Source organism: Microvirga calopogonii (genome assembly GCF_003347665.1).
GTDB classification, from domain to species: domain Bacteria; phylum Pseudomonadota; class Alphaproteobacteria; order Rhizobiales; family Beijerinckiaceae; genus Microvirga; species Microvirga calopogonii.
This window is the reverse complement of sequence record NZ_QDGA01000053.1, coordinates 1-17,118: the sequence shown is the minus strand read 5'-3', so window position 1 is coordinate 17,118 and position 17,118 is coordinate 1. Positions and strand designations below refer to the sequence as shown.

Sequence of the window (17,118 nt, the reverse complement as noted above, 5' to 3'; positions counted from 1 at the left end):
CCCGATCCTTCCGACTGGTGCTTCCGCCGATCCGTAGCGCCTCCACATCCTACGAGGCGAAAGGTTCGAGCCGGTGTGGTCGAGTGGATTGAGCCGTTTATCCTTGGTGCTCGCTCCGTATCTCTGCCTCAAGGGCTGAACGTGCTAAGTATAGACGATGCAGACCTCCGTCGCGCCTGAGGACATTCGGTCCTTCACCCCGCCGCATCCGGATCCTGCTCCGGAGAACCTCTCGCCGCGCCAGCTCGCCTCGCTGATGCGGACCAACAACATTCGCGTTTGGTCGCAGCGGGCTTATGAGGAGGAGGTGATCGTCCGTCGCTTTTTCGGCCGCTCCTCGGTTCTGTTCAATGCCCCCGAAGCAATCCGCCATGTTCTGGTGGATCACCCGGAGGCCTATGGCCGAACCCGTGCCACCCTGCGGATCCTCAAGCCGCTGCTCGGAGAAGGGCTGTTCACCAGTGAGGGACCTGCTTGGCGCCATCAGCGGCGAACCCTGGCGCCAGCCTTTACGCCGCGGTCGGTGGAGCTTCTCATTCCGCATATCCGGTCAGCCACGACTGAGATGATCGGCAGTCTCGCCGCCACCGAGAAGGAGCAGGTGGATCTCTTTCCCATGATCCAGCGCCTTGCCCTCGAGATCGCTGGGCGCACCATGTTCTCCCTGGAGATGGGCCAGCACGGCACCGCGCTCCGGGAGCAGATTATGCGCTATGGTCAAAGGTTCGGCCGACCGCACCTGCTCGATTTTGTTGTGCCCATCGGCCTTCCCACGCCACACGATTGGGCGCGGGCCTGGTTCCGGCGTGGCTGGATCCGGCTGATCGATCAGATCATGGCTGAGCGGCTCAAGGGCAAAGCCCATGCGAGTGGTCCGCGCGATCTGCTCGACCTGCTCATGGCGGCTCGCGACCCGGAGAGCGGGGAGGGGTTCTCGCCCAAGCAACTGCGGGATCAGATTGCCACCATGATCCTGGCCGGACACGAGACCACCGCGGTGGCGCTGTGCTGGTCGATGTATCTGCTGGCGCACCTGCCGGAGGTGCAGGAGCAGATTGCCCACGAAGCCGCCACAGCCCTGTCGGACAGTGGGGAGGAGTCTCAGCTCAGCAAATTACCCTACACGCGGGCGGTGCTGGACGAGGTCTTGCGTCTCTACCCACCAGCCTATGTGATCGTCCGGGCGGCCCGCCAGCCGGACACCGTCGCGGGTGTTACTATGAAGCCTGGCGATCTCGCGATCATCTCGCCTTGGGTGCTGCACCGGCACCGGAAATACTGGCACGAGCCGGATGCGTTCGTCCCGGAACGATTTCTGCCCGGCGCCTCGGCCGTCGACCGCTTCGCCTATCTACCTTTTGGTGTTGGACCCCGCGTGTGCATTGGCGCTCACTTTGCCCTCACGGAGGCTACCTGCGTGCTGGCCGAACTCATGCGCTCGTTCCGGATCGAGTTGGTCACAGATCAGCCGGTCTTCCCCGTCGCCGTTGTGACCACCCAGCCGGATCACGCGCCGCTGTTCCGCCTGCGACACCGATAGGCTTCTGTCGGGATGATGAGCTTTCCGACGTCGGATAAGCCTCTACGTCCATGAGTAGGTATCAGCTGAGAGGAGGAAGTCATGGCAAGAACGACCAAGTCAGTTAGCCGGGCCCGCACGACGGAGCGGGGAGCTTCCAAGAAGGGTGTCGGCAAACGAGCCGCCACTCGGGGAAGGAGCGCGGAAAGAGGTGCTTTGAAACGGGGAGCCAAGAAAGGCGCGACTAAGCGGGGATCTCGGGGCGCAGTCGAAGTTAAAGGCTGGACCGTCAACTTTGTTTCCGGGGAGTCACTCCAGCTCGAGGCGGATGCCGTGAACATCGACAGCAGCGGAACGGTGACGTTCTCGCTGTTCGGGAACGACGTGTTGTACGTCTCCGCGGCCAATTACAACTTCATCATGGAAACGAGTGAGCCTCTCGAGAGCAGTGAAGAGGAAACTGAAACCGATCGATAGGTCAATGTTGTCGGGGCAAGGCGTGCGTAGATTATGACTCGTTTCCCTACCCGACAGATGAAATGGCACTTCGACGTCGCCTCTTAGCTCTTCCTCAGAGATCTGATGGGAAGGTCAGCGGCGTGAATTCAACAGCGCCAATGCGACAGGTGAATGGAAGGCCTCCAGTGCAAGGAGGGACTTAGCGGCGATGATGACTGCGGTCAGAAACATCTTTGAACACATCCGCCGCGATGCGGTGGACGAGGAATGCACGGAGCTTGTTGCCGCGGAAGGTGTCAGGATTGAGCGCATTGTCTCTACAGGGCAGGCAAGTCCGCCCGGGTTCTGGTACGACCAGGAGTGGTCTGAGTGGGTGCTGTTGCTCTCTGGATCTGCTGGCCTTCTGTTCGAGGGCGAACCCGCTCCCAGAGAGCTGAAACGAGGGGACTACCTGCTGATTCCGGCGGGGAGACGCCATCGCGTAGAATGGACAGACGCGACGGAGCTGACGATCTGGCTTGCTGTTCACTATGGCTCGTTATCTCGCAGTGAGTCGCTAAAGACCAAAAGCAGCTCGACAGACTCATTAACACTTGGATGAGCATTCTTTCGGTCGCCTTGGCGTGCGTGCGGGGTGACGCTTATCGCAATGGCGGGGTGGGAGTCGCAGGACGCGCTCGTGCATGGCCCCTGGTCGATGCCCCCTTGGCTGCTATGGATCGCTTGGTCGCAGGAGTGCTAGCATGGCTCTTGCCGGAACGGTCACTCCCAGCTGCCGGTGAACGGTTCTTGCGGTTCGTTCTCCCGTTTCCGTTCTCTGCTGGCGTTGCCTGATGTGAGGCGTGTTCGTTGAGAAAGGCCTTGCAGGCCGCAAAGTCTGTCGTGATCTCTGGTGGACACTCCACACCGTGTTCTTCAGCTAATGCCCGTGCGTAGCGCACCATCGCTTCACTTGGAGGGCGAGGGCCATTCTGAGGCCTGGGTTCTCCTGCTTCCGATGACCGTGCTGGCGCATGCTGGTCAAGGAAGGTCCGACAGATGGCGGCATTGCTCTTCAAGCCTCGTGGCAGCTTGAGTCCCTTGCGTGCCGCAAGGGACGCGGCAAAGGCAATCATGGCCTTGGTCGGTGGCTTCCCAGCCGACGCAAAACTCACGGGAACTGTCGTAGGATCAATGGCAACGGTCTCCGATTGCGCGATGGCCCCAATCAATTCCTGTACGCGAGCACGCGTCCGCTCCTGATAGGATGTGGCCCGATGAATGGCCTCATTCCGTGTGACGGCACGTCCGATCTCCGCTAACTCAGCCTCGAACATCGCTCGCCCAACAGGATCACCGTAGCTGGGAAAGACACGGCGAACGGCTGCGATAAATGCCAGCCCGACCTCCGTGACCTGGATTGGCGGATCCTTGCCCTTCAGCAGGTCGACATATTGGCTTTTCTGAAGCTTCGGCAGGATGGTGTCGCGGGTTGCCGCGGTCCCGAGGCCTTTGGGCTCGGTCGGGTTCGCTGGATTCTCCAGAGCGGCTTTGAGTGCCGGGTCTTCCACCTGATCGATGAGGCGGCCCATGACAACTGGCAACTCGCCGCGGGTGATCCGGCGTGGCGGCTCGGTGTTGGCTGTCTCGATCCGGGCGTCGGTTGCCTTCCCAGGCTCCTTATCTCGGATGGGCGGCAGACGGCCAGTAGTGGGCTCTTCGTCCGGCTTGGCTTTGCCCGGGACAGCCTCATTCTCCTCGTCAGCCTCGGCCCCATAGACGGCGCGCCAGCCGGGTGACTTGATCACGCTGCCGCTGATTGAAAACCGCTTAGGGCCAAGTGGTGTTGGGACCTGCACGGCGATCGTCGTCCGAGCATCGATGCCGTCCGGCAGGTGGGCCGCCAGGAAGCTCTTGGCCACCAGTTCCCAGAGGCGGAGATGCTCTGCGCTGATGCCCCCCGGCTGTGGCACCTTGCGCAGCGGCACAATCGCATGATGCTCGCCCGGATCCTTAACGTAGTGGCCTTTGTTGCCCTTGCGGAACACGAGGTCTCCCGCAGTTGGCACGAGACTCGCAAGGTCGGACAAGAGCCTGATAGCGCTTTCAATGACCGCACTGGCATCGCCTGTCTGGCTCTCGGGCAGGTGCTCGGACTCGGTACGGGGATAGGTCAGATAGCCCTGATCATAGAGGTCCTGGGCGAGTTTGGCCGTATGCTGCGGATCCCAGCCGAAGCGTTTGGCGCAACGGCGAGCGAGAGTGTCTTTCGAGAACAGGCGAGGGGGCGACCGGCGCACGTCCTTCTGTTCAACGCCAAGCGGACCTGACCAGGAGGCGGATGCCTGCTGAATGATCTCGGCTATCTGTTTGTCGAGGATCTTGTCTTTCGGCGCGTGCCAGAGGGTGATCTCGGCCCCGCTGCCCGTCGCGACCGTCAGAGCAATCTTGTAATAATCCTGCGGGACGAAGTCGCGGATGCGCTTCTCCAAGTCAGCCAGGATGGCAAGCGTGGGCGTCTGCACCCCGCCAAAGCGCCAGGGCTCCCGGAAGGCAGGCGGGCGCAGCCGCAGGGAGATAGCGCGGGTGCCATTGAGCCCCAGGTGGTAGTCCTCATACTGGCGGCAGAGGGCCTCAAGGTAGGCGGCATAATCCCGCTCGCCAGAGTCGGGCTCCCTGGCCATCGCCGCAAAGGCGCGTCGGATCGAGATCTCGTCGAGGGCGCCCAGCTTGAGACGGTCTACGCGGCCTTTGTACCCGAGATGCTCAAGCACCTCCCAGGCGATCATTGAGCCTTCTCGACCCGGATCAGTGGCGATGATCACCCGCTCCACGCCTTGGAGAGCCTGCTTGATCGCCTCGACCTTGGGCTTGTGCGACTGGCCGGAGCGGCTGGTGCCGTAGGTGACCGGAATACGCTCAAGCACGATCGGGAGAGTGTCGAAGCGCCACGATTTCCATTCGTCCCGCACGGTGCCGGGCTCCTCGGCCGCCAGGAGGTGCCCCTCAGCCGAAACACAGATCGTGCTCGGCGATTTGAAGAAGCGCTGCAGCTGGCGCATGGCCGAGGGCTTCTCGAAGAAGAACAGCGTGCGCGATGCTGAAGGAGCGGTCATGACCCGGGGCAAGTTGATTGGAACGAAAGGAGAACATTATCTCTAGGACTGGAGCCCGTCAATGACTAGGGTACTCCAGAGGGCACCGTCAGGTTAACGCGACAGTGACTGGATGCGGACATAAGCGAGGGCATGAAACCGACCTGTCCTTCGCGCTACACCCGCCACCGCTTCCCGGCTGAAGTCATCAGTCATGCCGTCTGGTTGTACTTTCGGTTCCCGCTGAGTCTGCGCATGGTTGAGATGCTGGCTGCCCGAGGGATTGAGGTCAGTCATGAAACGGTGCGGCAGTGGGCGATGAAGTTCGGCCAGAGTTTCGCCAATCAGATCCGCCGTCTTCCGGCACCCGGAGACAAGTGGCACTTAGACGAAGTCGCGATCAATATCTCTGGCAAGAGGCATTGGTTGTGGCAGGCGGTGGATCAGCATGGGGTCGTGCTCGACATCCTGGTTCAGAGCCGGCGCAATGCCACAGCCGCCAAGCGCCTGCTGCGAAAGCTGCTCAAGAAGCAAGGCGTCACGCCTCGTGTGATGATCACGGACAAACTGGCCAGCTACGCCGCCGCAAAGAGAACTGTGATGCCTGGCGTGGAGCACCGGCAGCACAAAGGCTAAACAATCGCGCGGAGAACTCGCATCAGCCGACGCGGCGACGCGAGCGCGTCATGAAACGCTTCAAGTCAGCCAGGCAGGCGCAACGCTTTCTCGCGGTTCACGATCAAGTGGCAAACCTCTTCCGCCGTCCGGCCCACACCAACTCCGCTGGTCACCGCAAGGCCCGAGCCTTGGCCTTTACGACCTGGGCCGAGGTGACGGGCCTTGCTGCTGGCTTCTGACGCGATAAGCCCGTGGGGCTCTGTGATATCAGTCCGTTAACCTGACGGTGTCACGGCAGGCCCGTCCTCGATGGCCGGCATGAGCCTGCTTTGGATGTCGATGACGAGCAGGGTGGAGTGCTCGCGATCGAGAGCTGGCATTACCGTTCCTCCTGTTTCAGAAGGCGGATGCGCTCATCGACATAGGCTTCCATGCGCTCGGCTGCGGATGCGCCGAACATCCGGATTCGGCCTGTGTGGAGCAGCAGCAGGAGCCCCGTGGCATGCGCGAAGGTGTCGACCATGAGAAGGTCCGCCTCCGCGCGTGGGGAGCCCATCGCCTCGGCGGCATCGGCGATCGGCCGCAGCGCCGTTCCAAGGCTGTCGTTCAGGGACACGTCGCGTTCACGGCCAAGCCCCTTCGGCTTCATGCCGCCGCGAAAGAGATAGAAGCCGAGGTCGAGCTCGCGCGGGTTCTCGGCATAGAACCGAAAGAACGCCATCGCCGCCGCCCGTAGCCTCGCCTCAGGTTCCCGGGCCTTTGCCACCGCTGCGTCGACGGCCTGGCCGAGCGCGGCGAGGGACCCATGCAACACCTCGGCATAGATCGTCTCCTTGGAATCGAAATGGAAGTAGAGTGCCGCCGGGGTGTAGCCGGCCCGCGTCGCGATGGCGCGCAGGCTTGCCCCCTCCAGCCCCTCGGCGGCGAACACCTCGCGCGCCGCCTCCAGGATGAGCGCGCGCTTGTGGTCGCTGACTGCCTGCCGCCGTTCCGCCCGCCGAGCCGCCATATTGAAGATCTCCGCCTCAAAACACTTGACAGAAATTCTAACGGTGTTCAAGTTCGAGCAATTCTAACATTGTTCAAATCTTGCAGCAGCCCTTGAGGAGGAAGCCATGCTGATGGACGCCGCCGCCTACCGGGAGTCCCTGCGCGCCTACAGCCCCCGCGTGTTCGTCGACGGCCACAGGGTCGAGAGCGTCGCCGACGAGCCGCTGCTGGCTCCCGGCATCAACGGGGTCGGTGTGACCTATGACTTCGCTCATTATCCCGAGCACCAAGCCATTATGACAGCGCGGCAGGGCACGTCGGGCAAGATCGTGAACCGGATGCTCCACATCAACGAGACTTCGACCGACCTGCTCTACAAGCTCGAAGCGGTCCGGCTCGTGTGCAAGGTCTCGGGCTGCGCCCAGCGCTATCTCACCCATGATGCCCTGAACGGGATCTTCCAGGCGACGAAGCGCACCGACGACAATCACGGCACCGACTATTCGCAGCGTTTCCTGAACTACCTGCATGACGTGCAGGACCGGGACCTGACGCTTGGCGTCGCGATGACGGACGCCAAGGGCGACCGCTCGAAGCGACCGGGACAGCAGGCGAACCCAGACGTCTATGTCCACATCAAGGAACGCCGTACCGACGGCATTGTCATCCGGGGCACCAAGGCCATTGTCACGGGTGCGCCCTACATGCACGAGTTCCTCGTCATGCCTTGCCGCACGCACACCAAGGAGGACGCGGACTTTGCTGTGTGCTGTGCCGTCCCCGTGGACGCGCCCGGCGTGATTATTGTGGCGAGACCTGCAGGCCGGCCGGGCGAGGCTGCGGCGAAGTTCTCGGCCAAGTACGGCCAGTCCACGGGCGTCGTGATCTTCGATGACGTGTTCGTGCCGCACGACCGCGTGTTCCTTGCGGGCGAATACGAGGAGGGCGGCTTCCTGACCACATCCTATGCCACCCACCACCGTCACTCCTGCATCGGCGCGCGGGCGGGCTTCGGGGATCTCCTCATCGGCGCGGGCGCGCTGATGATTGAGGCGAATGGGCTCGATCCGGACCTCCATGGTCACATTCGGGAACAGATGGTTGATCTGATCACCATTACCGAGGGCTTCTACGCCTGCGGCGTCGCGTCGTCGGTCTACTGCACGAAGGACCCGGCTGGCTCCGTGATGCCGGACGCGGTGTTCTCCAACATCGGCAAGCTGCTGCTCGCAACCAAGATCTACGACATGCACAAGATAGCCCATTACGTGTCGGGCGGTCTGATCGTGGCCTTGCCGGGACCGGACGAGGACCATAACCCTGAGACCGCCGCCTCCCTGACGGCCGTGCTCGGCGGACGGCCCGACATCCCAGTGGAGCAGCGCATGGAGGTGGCCCGCTTCATTGAGGATCTCACGGTCTCGCACCAAGGCGGGTGGTATTCTCTCATTTCCCTGCACGGCGGCGGCTCGCCCGAGGCGATGAAGCGGGAGATCTGGCGCAACTACCCCGTCATGGAAAAGATCGAGCTCGTCGAGAGCCTGCTCGACCGCGGTGTCCTCGACCAGGGCCAGCGCATCTCCAAGCAGCCCGGCCGCTGCTGCGCCACGGGATGCGAGGTGCCGGCCCTGCCACAGACGCAGGCCGCCGAGCAGGCCGCGATCGCGCCCGCCGCCGAGTGAAGAGTGGCGGGCCGGTCAAATCCGGCCGGCCACGGTCGTGTTGCATGGATCGGCCGGAGCACGCATTCGTTTGCATCCTGCCTGGGTTTAGGCGATACGGATAGACTTTGGGCGCCCACGCACAAGCATGCGGTTCAGCGCATGAACCGCGATGGCAATTTCGATCGTACGACGCCGATCCGTGCGCGAGCGCAAGGCATTCCCAATTACTCGTTTCAGCTGGCTGATGGCAGTCTTCACCAGGGCTCGTCGCGTGTACCCGGACCGCCTCTGCCAGCCCATGCGCCCATGCTCGGCAATGCTTTGGAGATGCTGATCCCGCTGGGCTGGAAGGGTCTCCACAGTCTCGCGCAGCACGGCCGTTGGTCAGGGTGAAACGATCACGTCAGCATCAGGATGACGCTCGGCAACGGTGTCGTCGATGCCCGCCTGATCGTAGGCACCATCGCCGGTAAAGGAAGCGAGTGGAACTGTGATTTGATCGGGCAAGGGCCCAACCTGCGAGCCATCATCGACCTCATGGGGCGTCCACTCTGAGGCGAGAATCCTTCTGTCTCGGCGTTGGCGCCGTTGTGCAGTTTGCGCCAGGACCGGCGTCTGCGGGTGCCATGCTTCTCAGCCAGCCACTCGCCGAGCACGCACAGCCGCGCGCCGGGGTGAGTTTGTCCTTAGTATGATAGTTATAGTTCTCACATCGCATATGCTTGTTCGGTGGGGCAGGGCAGAGTGTGCTTTCTAGTACCCGAACAGACGTGCCGGAGACGGTGGACAAGGACTGATGACCAACTATGTTGCAGCGTACCCTCAGTTGCTCTCCTCAGCAGTAGCTGCGATTTTCCGCGGTATTGGCTCAAATGAGAGTGAGGCCCGGCTCGTTGCCGAGAACCTCGTTCTCGCTAACCTATCAGGGCATGACTCGCACGGCGTTGGCCTTGTGCCTCTTTACCTGGATGGTGTGAGGGCTGGGATTGTGCAGGTGAACCAAAGGCCTACGCTCGTAGCTGATTCAGGCGTTATAGTAACGCTTGATGCAGGAATGGGCTTTGGGCAGGCTATTGGCCACGAGGCAATGGAGCTTGGTATCTCTCGCGTTCGAGACCACGGCATCTGCCTCGTTGCCATCCGCAACAGCCACCACCTCGGCCGCATAGGCCATTGGGGTGAGCAATGCGCAAAGGCAGGATACATCTCGACCCATTACGTCAACACTCTAGGCCTGCCGCCACTGGTAGCGCCGCATGGAGGGTCGGACGCACGCTTCGCCACCAACCCCTACTGCGCTGCCCTGCCAGGGCCGCGTGACCAACCGGTTGTGCTGGACATGGCAACAAGCAAGATCGCGCTCGGCAAAGTCCGTGTTGCGATGAACAAGGGCATAGAGGTGGAGGCTGACACTCTCATCGACGCCAACGGGCAGCCGACCAATGACCCGCAAGTGATGTACCAGAGCCCAATCGGCGCAATTCTTCCGTTCGGCGGGCATAAGGGTTATGGCCTCGGTGTCATAGCCGAACTCTTTGCGGGCGCGCTGACGGGAGGCGGAACCTACAACGCTTGTACCAGCGTTACAAAAGTCATTCACAACAACATGCTGTCCATTATCTTCGATCCAGGGAAGATAGGAGGATCAGCCAGCTGGCGCGACGATGTTTCCCATTTCGTCGATTGGATCAAGGCCTCTCCCCCGGGGCCGAACTCCCACGGCGTCTTGGTGGCCGGGGAACCAGAGCGCATGACCCAAGCGGAGCGTTCAAAGAATGGGGTTCCTATTGACGAGACGACCTGGACCGAGCTCTGCGAAAGTGCCCGATCTGTAGGCGTATCATCCGATATTCTGACGGCCTCCCTCATCGAATAAACTCATTTCCATCATATTGTGAGAAGACAAATCATTGATGCATTCATATCTCGATACCTTTTCTCTCGCCGGCAAGATCGCACTCATCACTGGGGCGGGGCGAGGGCTGGGTCTGGAAGCAGCGAGGGCGATGGCCGGCTCGGGAGCTCACGTGATCCTGAATGGACGCGACGGCGACCGGCTTCAAGATGCAGTCAAGTCGATTACAGAGGCCGGTCAGCGGGCTTCGATAGCACCATTCGATGTTGCTGATCCGGAGGCGGCGAACAAGGCATTTGATACCATCGCTCGGACACATGGTCGGTTGGACATTCTCGTCAACAATGTCGGTGCGCGCAACCGCAAGCCTCTTCTGGAATTTTCAAACCAGGATGTTCGGGATCTCATCGAAACTAACCTGATTTCAGGGATCTGCCTGGCCCGGGAAGCCGCCCGGCTGATGCTGCCTCAACGCGCAGGCCGCCTGATTACGATCACATCGATAGCTGGGCACGTCGCCCGCGCTGGCGACGCAGTTTACACGAGCACAAAGCATGGCCTCACCGGTATGGTTCGGGCTCTCGCTGCCGAATACGGACCTTTTGGGATCACGAGCAACGCCATCGCGCCCGGTGGTTTTGCAACTGAAGCCAACGAGACGATGCTGATGGACCCAAAAATCGCGGAGCATTTTGCCACCCGCACGGTGCTCGGTCGATGGGGGCGGCCAGAGGAGATTGCTGGAGCCGCCGTCTTTCTGGCCTCTTCGGCATCCTCGTACATTACAGGTCATGTGCTCACGGTTGACGGAGGGCTGACGATCAAGATGTAAAATGCGTCGACTGGGCAGCTTCGTGTAGCCGGGCGGACCTGTTCGAAGACGAAATCTGAGAAAACAGTTTCGATAAACTAGGAGGAACCGATTGAAACGCCGTGAATTCATGAAAGCCGCAGGCCTCGGAGCTGCCGCTAGTACGATCGCCATGCCCGCCATCGCTCAAAGTGCCCCAACGATCACGTGGCGGCTCCAGTCGAGCTACCCGACATCACTCGATACGATCTATGGAGCCTGTAAAGCCTTTTCGCAGGCTGTCGCGGAAGCGACGGACAACAAATTCAAAATTCAAGTTTTTGCGGCCGGTGAGATTATTCCGCCTCTGTCGATTGTCGATGGGATCCAGAACGGAACTGTTGAGATGGGGCATACCGGATCTTACTTCTATATCGGCAAGGATCCATGCTTCGCCTTCGGAACAGGGATCCCGTTCGGCCCCAATACTCGTCAGCAGCATGCGTGGTTCTATCACGGCGGCGGAAACGATCTGCTCAATCAGTTTTATGCGACCTACAAGCTCTACCACTTCCCATTCGGCGGAACTGGAACTCAAATGGGCGGATGGTTCCGCAAGGAAATCAAAAGCAAGGCTGATCTGGCCGGTCTTAAAATGCGCCTTGGAGGCCTCTCCGGCACCGTGTTGCAGCGCCTAGGCCTCGTACCCACGCAACTCGCAGCCGGTGACATCTATACCTCACTCGAACGTGGCACGCTGGATGCCGCCGAGTTCGTCGGCCCCTATGACGACGAGAAGCTCGGGTTGGCCAAGATCGCGCCGTACTACTACTATCCTGGTTTCTGGGAGGGGGCTGCCTCACTCAGCCTCTTTGTGAACCTCGATAAATGGAATGAACTGCCACCTGCTTACAAATCCCTTCTAAATACGGCGGCGGTGTATGCGGCCACGGACATGCTTGCGAAGTACGATGCGCAGAATCCAGTTGCCCTTAGGCGTTTGGTTTCCAGTGGCGCGCAACTGCGAGCCTTCCCTCAGGATCTCTTGCAGGAGAGCTACAAGGCCGCGAGTGCCCTGTATGCGGAGATCAGCGACCAGAATACGACCTTCAAGAAGATCCTTGATCATCAGATGGCGTTCCGAACCCAAGTCTACCCGTGGTCACAGATTTCTGATTTCAGCTATGACAGCCTCATGCTCAATGCCATTCGTCAGCAGTGGTGAAGGAGAGCGATCCTAACTGAGTTCCACTTTGGTTAGACTCGGGCCGGCACAGGTAGGAAATCCCGGAGCTTTGCGCCACAGTTTCGCAATCGAATTTGGGAGCGAGTAAGTAAGATTCAGCGCGCCACCTGGTGCACCTGGATCAGGTGGCGAGTATGTGGAGACCGAAACCTGCGCTCCCGCAGATCCGAGAGCGCGCGAGCAATTCGTCAGCACTGGCGAGCTCATCATTGCCGCATATCCTGCCGTGAGAATCATTTATCAGGAAGAAGGTCTTACGATGCCCACACGCATGTTTCAGCCAATTGAGGCGCTGCCGCTGCCAGACGCGGTTTTCCGGGGTTGGGCCGAGATCCCAACGACGATCGCCTCCGACGTCTCGGGTGGCCGCCTGCTCATGGATCCCAATATCCGGCCGCTGCGTCCCCTCGGCGGCACCCGGTTCCTCGGCCTGGCGGTCACTGCCTGGTGTGAGCCAGGCGACATCGGTGCTGCCATTTATGCAATCGAACACGCCAAGCCAGGATCTGTTGTGGTGATCGACGCTGGCGCCAATCTCCAGACAGCCATTGTCGGCGAGCACCTATGCGGGGTCGCCCGCCGCAGGGGCATCGCCGGTCTGATTGCGAACGGCGCGGTTCGCGACATCGCAGCGCTGGCAGCTTGGCCGGACTTTCCCGTGTTCGCTCTCGGGCACACCGCCCGTGGACCAGTCTCGTTTGAGCATGGTGTCGTCAACGATAGCATCGTCTGCGGTGGGGTATCAGTCAGGCCCTATGACCTCGTGCTAGGGGATGACGATGGCCTGGTTGTGATTCCTCGTGACGAGGCGGAGCAGTGGCTAACCAAAGCTCGCGAGAAGGTGGCACTCGAGCAGGAATGGGATAGACGGCTTTCGGCGGGGGAATCGATGTTCAAGGTGTTCGGAATTTCTGAGCCCTAGCCTCCGCCGGCGGATTGACTACCTTGATAGGGGTATATCAATGCCTTCAGAGATCAGGCGAAAAGGTCACTCCTAGAGACAGCTGTTATTCGGCGTCGGACGAAGACCCCGTCTCTCACTAGGCGCAGGCTTCTGGGCATCGTCAACTTAAAGAGCTGACATAAGGCCCACCCTGGACCATGGGATCAGCAAGCCGCCGCAACGCCGGTGACTTCGGCCCAGGCCTGGAGCGCCTGAGCGCGGGCAATGCGATGATCTGCGGCACTGGTGTTAGCAGGGTGGCGGAAGAGGTTTGCGACTTGATTGTGGACCGAGAGGAAGCGTTGAGCCTGACCGGCTGACTTGAAGCGCTTCATGATGCGCTCGCGTCTGCGGGTGGGCTGATGGCTGTTCTCCGCACGGTTGTTCAAGCCGCGATGCTGCCGATGCTCGACACCCGGCATGATCTCTCGCTTGGCCGCGCCGTAGCTCGCGAGCCTATCGGTAATCATCACGCGCGGTGCGGTGCCCTGCTTCTTGAGCAGCTTGCGCAGCAGACGCTTGGCGGCTGTGGCATTACGCCGGCTCTGAACCAGGATGTCGAGCACGACCCCATGCTGGTCCACGGCGCGCCAGAGCCAGTGCTTCTTGCCGGCGATACTGATCACCACCTCATCGAGGTGCCATTTGTCTCCGGGTGCGGGCAGACGTCTGCGGATCCGGTTGGCAAAACTCTGGCCGAACTTCAGCACCCACTGCCGCACGGTCTCATGGCTGACCAGGATGCCTCGGGCGGCCAGCATCTCCTCGACCATGCGCAGGCTCAAGGGAAACCGGAAGTAAAGCCACACGGCATGGCTGATCACCTCAGCGGGAAAGCGGTGGCGGGCATAGTAAGTACGGCAGGATGGTTTCATCCCCCACATATGCCGCGATCCGGTCACCCTTGGATTTATTTGACGGTACCGTGCCATCTCGTGAAACAATCGATTTGCTTTGCTGACGGAGGAGGGCAGGGGAGTAAGCCTGATCCGGGTATTACAGCATCGTGCAGGGTTGTAGGATCTACCGGTATCTCCTGGTTGTTTGGTTTCGCCCTAACCCCAGAAATCGGTCGCCCTGGTATAAGGAAGAGGCATGCCATCTGTTTCTGGATTTCTGCCGTCCACTCATGCTCCGCTCTTTCGCAATGGTCCGTGGCCGGCGGGATTGAAGCTGACGATCCGTGTGGCAGGCCTTCCGGTGCTCAGCCTTGACGCCACCCGGTGGGGCCTTTGCGGGGGGATGACGTTCCTGACCCGCGATAGTGTCCAAGCCGGCCAACCGCAATTGTGCGCCCGCGATTCATCCCGGATCCCGCTTGCCCTGGCCCAGCACCTGCGGATACCGGTGAAGCCGGACGCGTATTCCAAGGTGAAGCCGGACACCCATTCCGATTTCATTCCGGACAGCGTTCCGATCTGAAGCCGGACACTCTCCTCGTTTGATCCTGGGTCATGGGAGATGGTGGAGTGGGATTGGCCGGTCGTCAATCGGACGATGATGCAGCGGCCGGGGAGCGCTGCTTGCGCAGGCTCTCGCCGGACAGTTCAATCCTGTAAGCATTGTGGACCAGGCGATCCAGGATCGCATCGGCGATGGTCGGATTGCCGATGATCTCATACCAGCGGTCGACCGGGATCTGGCTCGTCACGATGGTGGAGCGCCGCTCGTACCGGTCCTCGACGATCTCCAGCAGATCCCGCCGCTGATCGTCAGCGAGCTTCTCGGGCCCCCAATCATCAAGGATGAGAAGATCCACGCGGGCCAGCGCCTTGAGCATGCGCGCGTAGCGGCCGTCCCCGCGGGCCAGACCAAGCGCCGCAAACAGCCGCGGGGCACGGTGATAAGCGACCGAGAAGTCCTCCCGGCACGCCTTCTGGCCCAGCGCGCAGGCCAACCAGCTTTTGCCGACCCCGGCTGGTCCGGTCAGCAGGAGCCCGCGTCGTTCACGGATCCAATCGCAGCCGGCCAGCTTGAGAAAGAGCCCGCGGTCGAGACCGCGCGCCGCCCTGAAGTCGACATCCTCGACATGCGCGTCATGGCGCAGGCGGGCCGCCCGCGCCCGGCTCTCAAACCGCTTCTGACAGCGCAGCGTCGCCTCGCGTTCGAGCAGCAGTGCAAGCCAGTCGCCATGCTCGAGAGCCCGAGCCTCGGGCTGGGATTGCAGAGCCTTGAAGGCACTGGCCATGCCGTGAAGACCAAGATCGGCCAGCAGAGCGAGAGTGGGATGGGTCAACATGCAGGATCTCCTTAGTGGAAGTAGCCGGGGCCGCGCAGGTTGGCGTGCTCCAGAATGGCGGTGGGCTCGGGGTCGCGGGCGGGTTGGGCGGCCAGGCGGTTGGCCAGGATCGAGGCGATGCTCTTGGAGGTGAGCGCCCCGATCTGGAGAGCGCGGGCCGACACCGCTTCAGCGCGAGCGGGTTCGAGATCGCGCAACAGGCGCAGAACCCCGAGGCAAGTCCGGAAGCCCTGCTCAGGATGCGGGCGGCGCGCCAGAATAGCCGTGATCAGACCTTCCGTCTGAGGGCCGACGGACGCCGCCCAACGGCGGAAGCGCTCCGGGGTCCAGTCGGCATAGCGCCGATGGGAACTCGGCATGTGGTCCGGGTCGGTGCCGTGCCGGCGCCCACCGTAGCGGCGCTGATGGGTTGCCACGCGCTGGCCGCGGTGGAAGATCTCGATCGTGCGGCTGGTGGCCCGCAGGTCGACCTGCGCGCGGATCAGGCCGTGCGGAACCGAATAGAAGAAGCCGTCGTACTCGACGTGATAGTCCGTGCCGACCCGCACGAAGCGCCATTCGGCGAACTCGTAGTCGTCGCCCGGCAGCGGCGCGAGCGCCGGGCGCTCCATCGTCTCGAAGAGATGCCGGCGGCTGACCCCGAGGCGGCGCACGACATGATCGTTGATGCGCTCGCACGCGCCGGCAATCGCCGCATTGGCTTCGGCCAGCGAGAAGAAAGTCTGGTGCCGCAGCCGTCCGAGAATGCAGGTCTGGGCAAAGCGCACGCCATTCTCCACTTTGGCTTTGTCCTTGGGCTTTCGTGGCCGCGCCGGCAGGATGCCGATGCCGTAATGCGCGGCCATCATGCCGTAGCTGCGGTTGATCTCGGGATCGTAGAACGAGGCCCGGTTGACCCCTGACTTGAGATTGTCCGGCACGATCAGGCGCGGAACGCCGCCGAAGACGCGGAACATGCGCCCATGCGCGCCAATCCAGTCCGGCAGGGACTGGGTCCAGGTCGCCTCAGCGTAGGTGAAGTTGGAGGCGCCGAGCACGGCGACGAAGATCTCGGCCTGGCGGATCTCGCCGGTGTCGGAATCAACGATGGCGATCTTCTTGCCGGAATAGTCGACGAACACTTTGTCGCCGGCAATATGGTCCTGGCGCATGGTCGGCGAGAGCCGGCTCTCAAACGAGCGGAAGAGCTCGCAGAAGCGGCTGTAGCCATAGCCGTTGGAATGGACGGCCCGGTACTCCTCCCAGAGGATTTGCAGGGTGACGCCGGGCTTCTTCAATTCGACGATGGCTTCGGCCCAGTGGGGCTCGGGCCGCCGGCGCTGTCCCTGCTTGACGCCGGCGCGGGCGAAAAGCCTGTTCTCCAGGGCCTCGTCGGTCAGGTCGCCGGGCAAGGGCCAGCTCAAGCCGGCCTGCTCGGCGCGCTTGAGGTTCTCCTGGACGGTGCTGCGCGCGATCCCGAGCCTCTCGGCGATGTCACGCACGCTGATGCCGTCCCGGGCCAGGCGCAGCATCTGTCTCAACTGTCTCATGGTCAGCTTCCTCTTGGCGGGCATTCCATTCTCCTCGATGACGTGAGGAGGGTGATGCCCGAGTTGCTGACCCAGGGGATCATCAGAGTGGGGAAAGTGTCCGGTAATTGATCGGAACGGTGTCCGGCTTCATTCCGGAATGCTGTCCGGCGTCAAATCGGAATCCCCGTCCGGATTGAATCGGAATCCGCA

15 protein-coding genes and 1 pseudogene are annotated in these 17,118 nt (G+C 61.6%); 10 read left to right on the top strand and 6 right to left on the bottom strand.

Translation table 11 applies throughout. The features are described 5' to 3' along the window. Positions 1-157: 157 nt before the first annotated feature. From DDF70_RS25020 to DDF70_RS25010, 3 genes are all read left to right on the top strand, one after another. Positions 158-1,540, top strand: coding sequence for a cytochrome P450 (locus tag DDF70_RS25020; protein ID WP_114947487.1), 1,383 nt, complete (start codon positions 158-160; stop codon positions 1,538-1,540). 81 nt (positions 1,541-1,621) lie between these two features. Beyond that, the gene (locus tag DDF70_RS25015; protein WP_114947486.1) at positions 1,622-1,996 is read left to right on the top strand and encodes a hypothetical protein; all 375 of its coding nucleotides are present in this window, start codon (positions 1,622-1,624) and stop codon (positions 1,994-1,996) included. A 190-nt stretch (positions 1,997-2,186) separates the two neighbouring features. Further along, positions 2,187-2,579, top strand: a complete 393-nt coding sequence (locus tag DDF70_RS25010; protein WP_114947485.1) for a cupin domain-containing protein — start codon at positions 2,187-2,189, stop codon at positions 2,577-2,579. 40 nt (positions 2,580-2,619) lie between these two features. On the opposite strand, the gene DDF70_RS25005 is transcribed toward DDF70_RS25010, so the two are convergent. Next, positions 2,620-5,073: a type IA DNA topoisomerase gene (locus DDF70_RS25005; protein WP_114947484.1), complete on the bottom strand. Its 2,454-nt coding sequence runs from the start codon at positions 5,071-5,073 to the stop codon at positions 2,620-2,622. Between the two features lie 132 nt (positions 5,074-5,205). Here DDF70_RS25005 and DDF70_RS25000 point away from each other — a divergent pair. Next, positions 5,206-5,909 (top strand): annotated as a pseudogene (locus tag DDF70_RS25000) (IS6 family transposase). A 140-nt stretch (positions 5,910-6,049) separates the two neighbouring features. Here the strand turns inward: DDF70_RS25000 and DDF70_RS24995 are convergent. Then, entirely contained in the window at positions 6,050-6,679 is a 630-nt protein-coding gene (locus DDF70_RS24995; RefSeq protein WP_114947483.1) for a TetR/AcrR family transcriptional regulator, read from the bottom strand. Positions 6,680-6,785: 106 nt separating this feature from the next. On the opposite strand from DDF70_RS24995, the gene DDF70_RS24990 reads away from it, so the two are divergent. After that, positions 6,786-8,342, top strand: a complete 1,557-nt coding sequence (locus DDF70_RS24990) for a 4-hydroxyphenylacetate 3-hydroxylase family protein (RefSeq protein WP_114947482.1) — start codon at positions 6,786-6,788, stop codon at positions 8,340-8,342. Positions 8,343-8,708: 366 nt separating this feature from the next. Here DDF70_RS24990 and DDF70_RS38825 read toward each other — a convergent pair whose 3' ends face one another. Continuing rightward, positions 8,709-8,831 (bottom strand): hypothetical protein, encoded by a 123-nt coding sequence (locus tag DDF70_RS38825; protein ID WP_281024388.1) that lies wholly within the window; start codon positions 8,829-8,831, stop codon positions 8,709-8,711. Between the two features lie 289 nt (positions 8,832-9,120). Here DDF70_RS38825 and DDF70_RS24980 point away from each other — a divergent pair, with 289 nt between their 5' ends. The 4 genes from DDF70_RS24980 to DDF70_RS24965 all read left to right on the top strand — a co-directional run bounded on the left by DDF70_RS24980 (position 9,121) and on the right by DDF70_RS24965 (position 13,137). Then, positions 9,121-10,200, top strand: a complete 1,080-nt coding sequence (locus tag DDF70_RS24980; protein ID WP_114947481.1) for a malate/lactate/ureidoglycolate dehydrogenase — start codon at positions 9,121-9,123, stop codon at positions 10,198-10,200. A gap of 37 nt (positions 10,201-10,237) precedes the next feature. After that, on the top strand, positions 10,238-11,011 hold the full coding sequence (locus tag DDF70_RS24975; RefSeq protein ID WP_114947480.1) for an SDR family oxidoreductase: 774 nt from the start codon (positions 10,238-10,240) through the stop codon (positions 11,009-11,011). Positions 11,012-11,102: 91 nt separating this feature from the next. After that, on the top strand, positions 11,103-12,194 hold the full coding sequence (locus DDF70_RS24970; protein ID WP_114947479.1) for a TRAP transporter substrate-binding protein: 1,092 nt from the start codon (positions 11,103-11,105) through the stop codon (positions 12,192-12,194). A 292-nt stretch (positions 12,195-12,486) separates the two neighbouring features. Continuing rightward, positions 12,487-13,137 carry an RraA family protein gene (locus DDF70_RS24965; protein WP_162820641.1) on the top strand — a complete coding sequence of 217 codons (651 nt, stop codon included), beginning with the start codon at positions 12,487-12,489 and terminating at the stop codon, positions 13,135-13,137. Between the two features lie 185 nt (positions 13,138-13,322). Here DDF70_RS24965 and DDF70_RS24960 read toward each other — a convergent pair whose 3' ends face one another. Continuing rightward, the gene (locus DDF70_RS24960) at positions 13,323-14,033 is read right to left on the bottom strand and encodes an IS6 family transposase (RefSeq protein WP_114947503.1); all 711 of its coding nucleotides are present in this window, start codon (positions 14,031-14,033) and stop codon (positions 13,323-13,325) included. A gap of 220 nt (positions 14,034-14,253) precedes the next feature. Here DDF70_RS24960 and DDF70_RS24955 point away from each other — a divergent pair, with 220 nt between their 5' ends. Continuing rightward, positions 14,254-14,580, top strand: a complete 327-nt coding sequence (locus tag DDF70_RS24955) for a hypothetical protein (RefSeq protein ID WP_114947477.1) — start codon at positions 14,254-14,256, stop codon at positions 14,578-14,580. A 64-nt stretch (positions 14,581-14,644) separates the two neighbouring features. On the opposite strand, the gene istB is transcribed toward DDF70_RS24955, so the two are convergent. Together istB and istA are read right to left on the bottom strand one after the other, a co-directional pair. After that, on the bottom strand, positions 14,645-15,397 hold the full coding sequence (istB, locus tag DDF70_RS24950) for an IS21-like element helper ATPase IstB (RefSeq protein WP_114945129.1): 753 nt from the start codon (positions 15,395-15,397) through the stop codon (positions 14,645-14,647). An 11-nt stretch (positions 15,398-15,408) separates the two neighbouring features. Continuing rightward, on the bottom strand, positions 15,409-16,950 hold the full coding sequence (gene istA / locus DDF70_RS24945) for an IS21 family transposase (protein ID WP_281024360.1): 1,542 nt from the start codon (positions 16,948-16,950) through the stop codon (positions 15,409-15,411). Positions 16,951-17,118: the final 168 nt, after the last annotated feature.

Excerpts from the sequence above, each read along its gene's own strand:
- DDF70_RS25020 (WP_114947487.1), top strand. The coding sequence starts at position 158 with ATGCAGACCTCCGTCGCGCCTGAGGACATTCGGTCCTTCACCCCGCCG.
- DDF70_RS25015 (WP_114947486.1), top strand. The coding sequence starts at position 1,622 with ATGGCAAGAACGACCAAGTCAGTTAGCCGGGCCCGCACGACGGAGCGG.
- DDF70_RS25010 (WP_114947485.1), top strand. The coding sequence starts at position 2,187 with ATGATGACTGCGGTCAGAAACATCTTTGAACACATCCGCCGCGATGCG.
- DDF70_RS25005 (WP_114947484.1), bottom strand. The coding sequence starts at position 5,073 with ATGACCGCTCCTTCAGCATCGCGCACGCTGTTCTTCTTCGAGAAGCCC.
- DDF70_RS24995 (WP_114947483.1), bottom strand. The coding sequence starts at position 6,679 with ATGGCGGCTCGGCGGGCGGAACGGCGGCAGGCAGTCAGCGACCACAAG.
- DDF70_RS24990 (WP_114947482.1), top strand. The coding sequence starts at position 6,786 with ATGCTGATGGACGCCGCCGCCTACCGGGAGTCCCTGCGCGCCTACAGC.
- DDF70_RS24980 (WP_114947481.1), top strand. The coding sequence starts at position 9,121 with ATGACCAACTATGTTGCAGCGTACCCTCAGTTGCTCTCCTCAGCAGTA.
- DDF70_RS24975 (WP_114947480.1), top strand. The coding sequence starts at position 10,238 with ATGCATTCATATCTCGATACCTTTTCTCTCGCCGGCAAGATCGCACTC.
- DDF70_RS24965 (WP_162820641.1), top strand. The coding sequence starts at position 12,487 with ATGTTTCAGCCAATTGAGGCGCTGCCGCTGCCAGACGCGGTTTTCCGG.
- DDF70_RS24960 (WP_114947503.1), bottom strand. The coding sequence starts at position 14,033 with ATGAAACCATCCTGCCGTACTTACTATGCCCGCCACCGCTTTCCCGCT.
- DDF70_RS24955 (WP_114947477.1), top strand. The coding sequence starts at position 14,254 with ATGCCATCTGTTTCTGGATTTCTGCCGTCCACTCATGCTCCGCTCTTT.
- istB (WP_114945129.1), bottom strand. The coding sequence starts at position 15,397 with ATGTTGACCCATCCCACTCTCGCTCTGCTGGCCGATCTTGGTCTTCAC.
- istA (WP_281024360.1), bottom strand. The coding sequence starts at position 16,950 with ATGCCCGCCAAGAGGAAGCTGACCATGAGACAGTTGAGACAGATGCTG.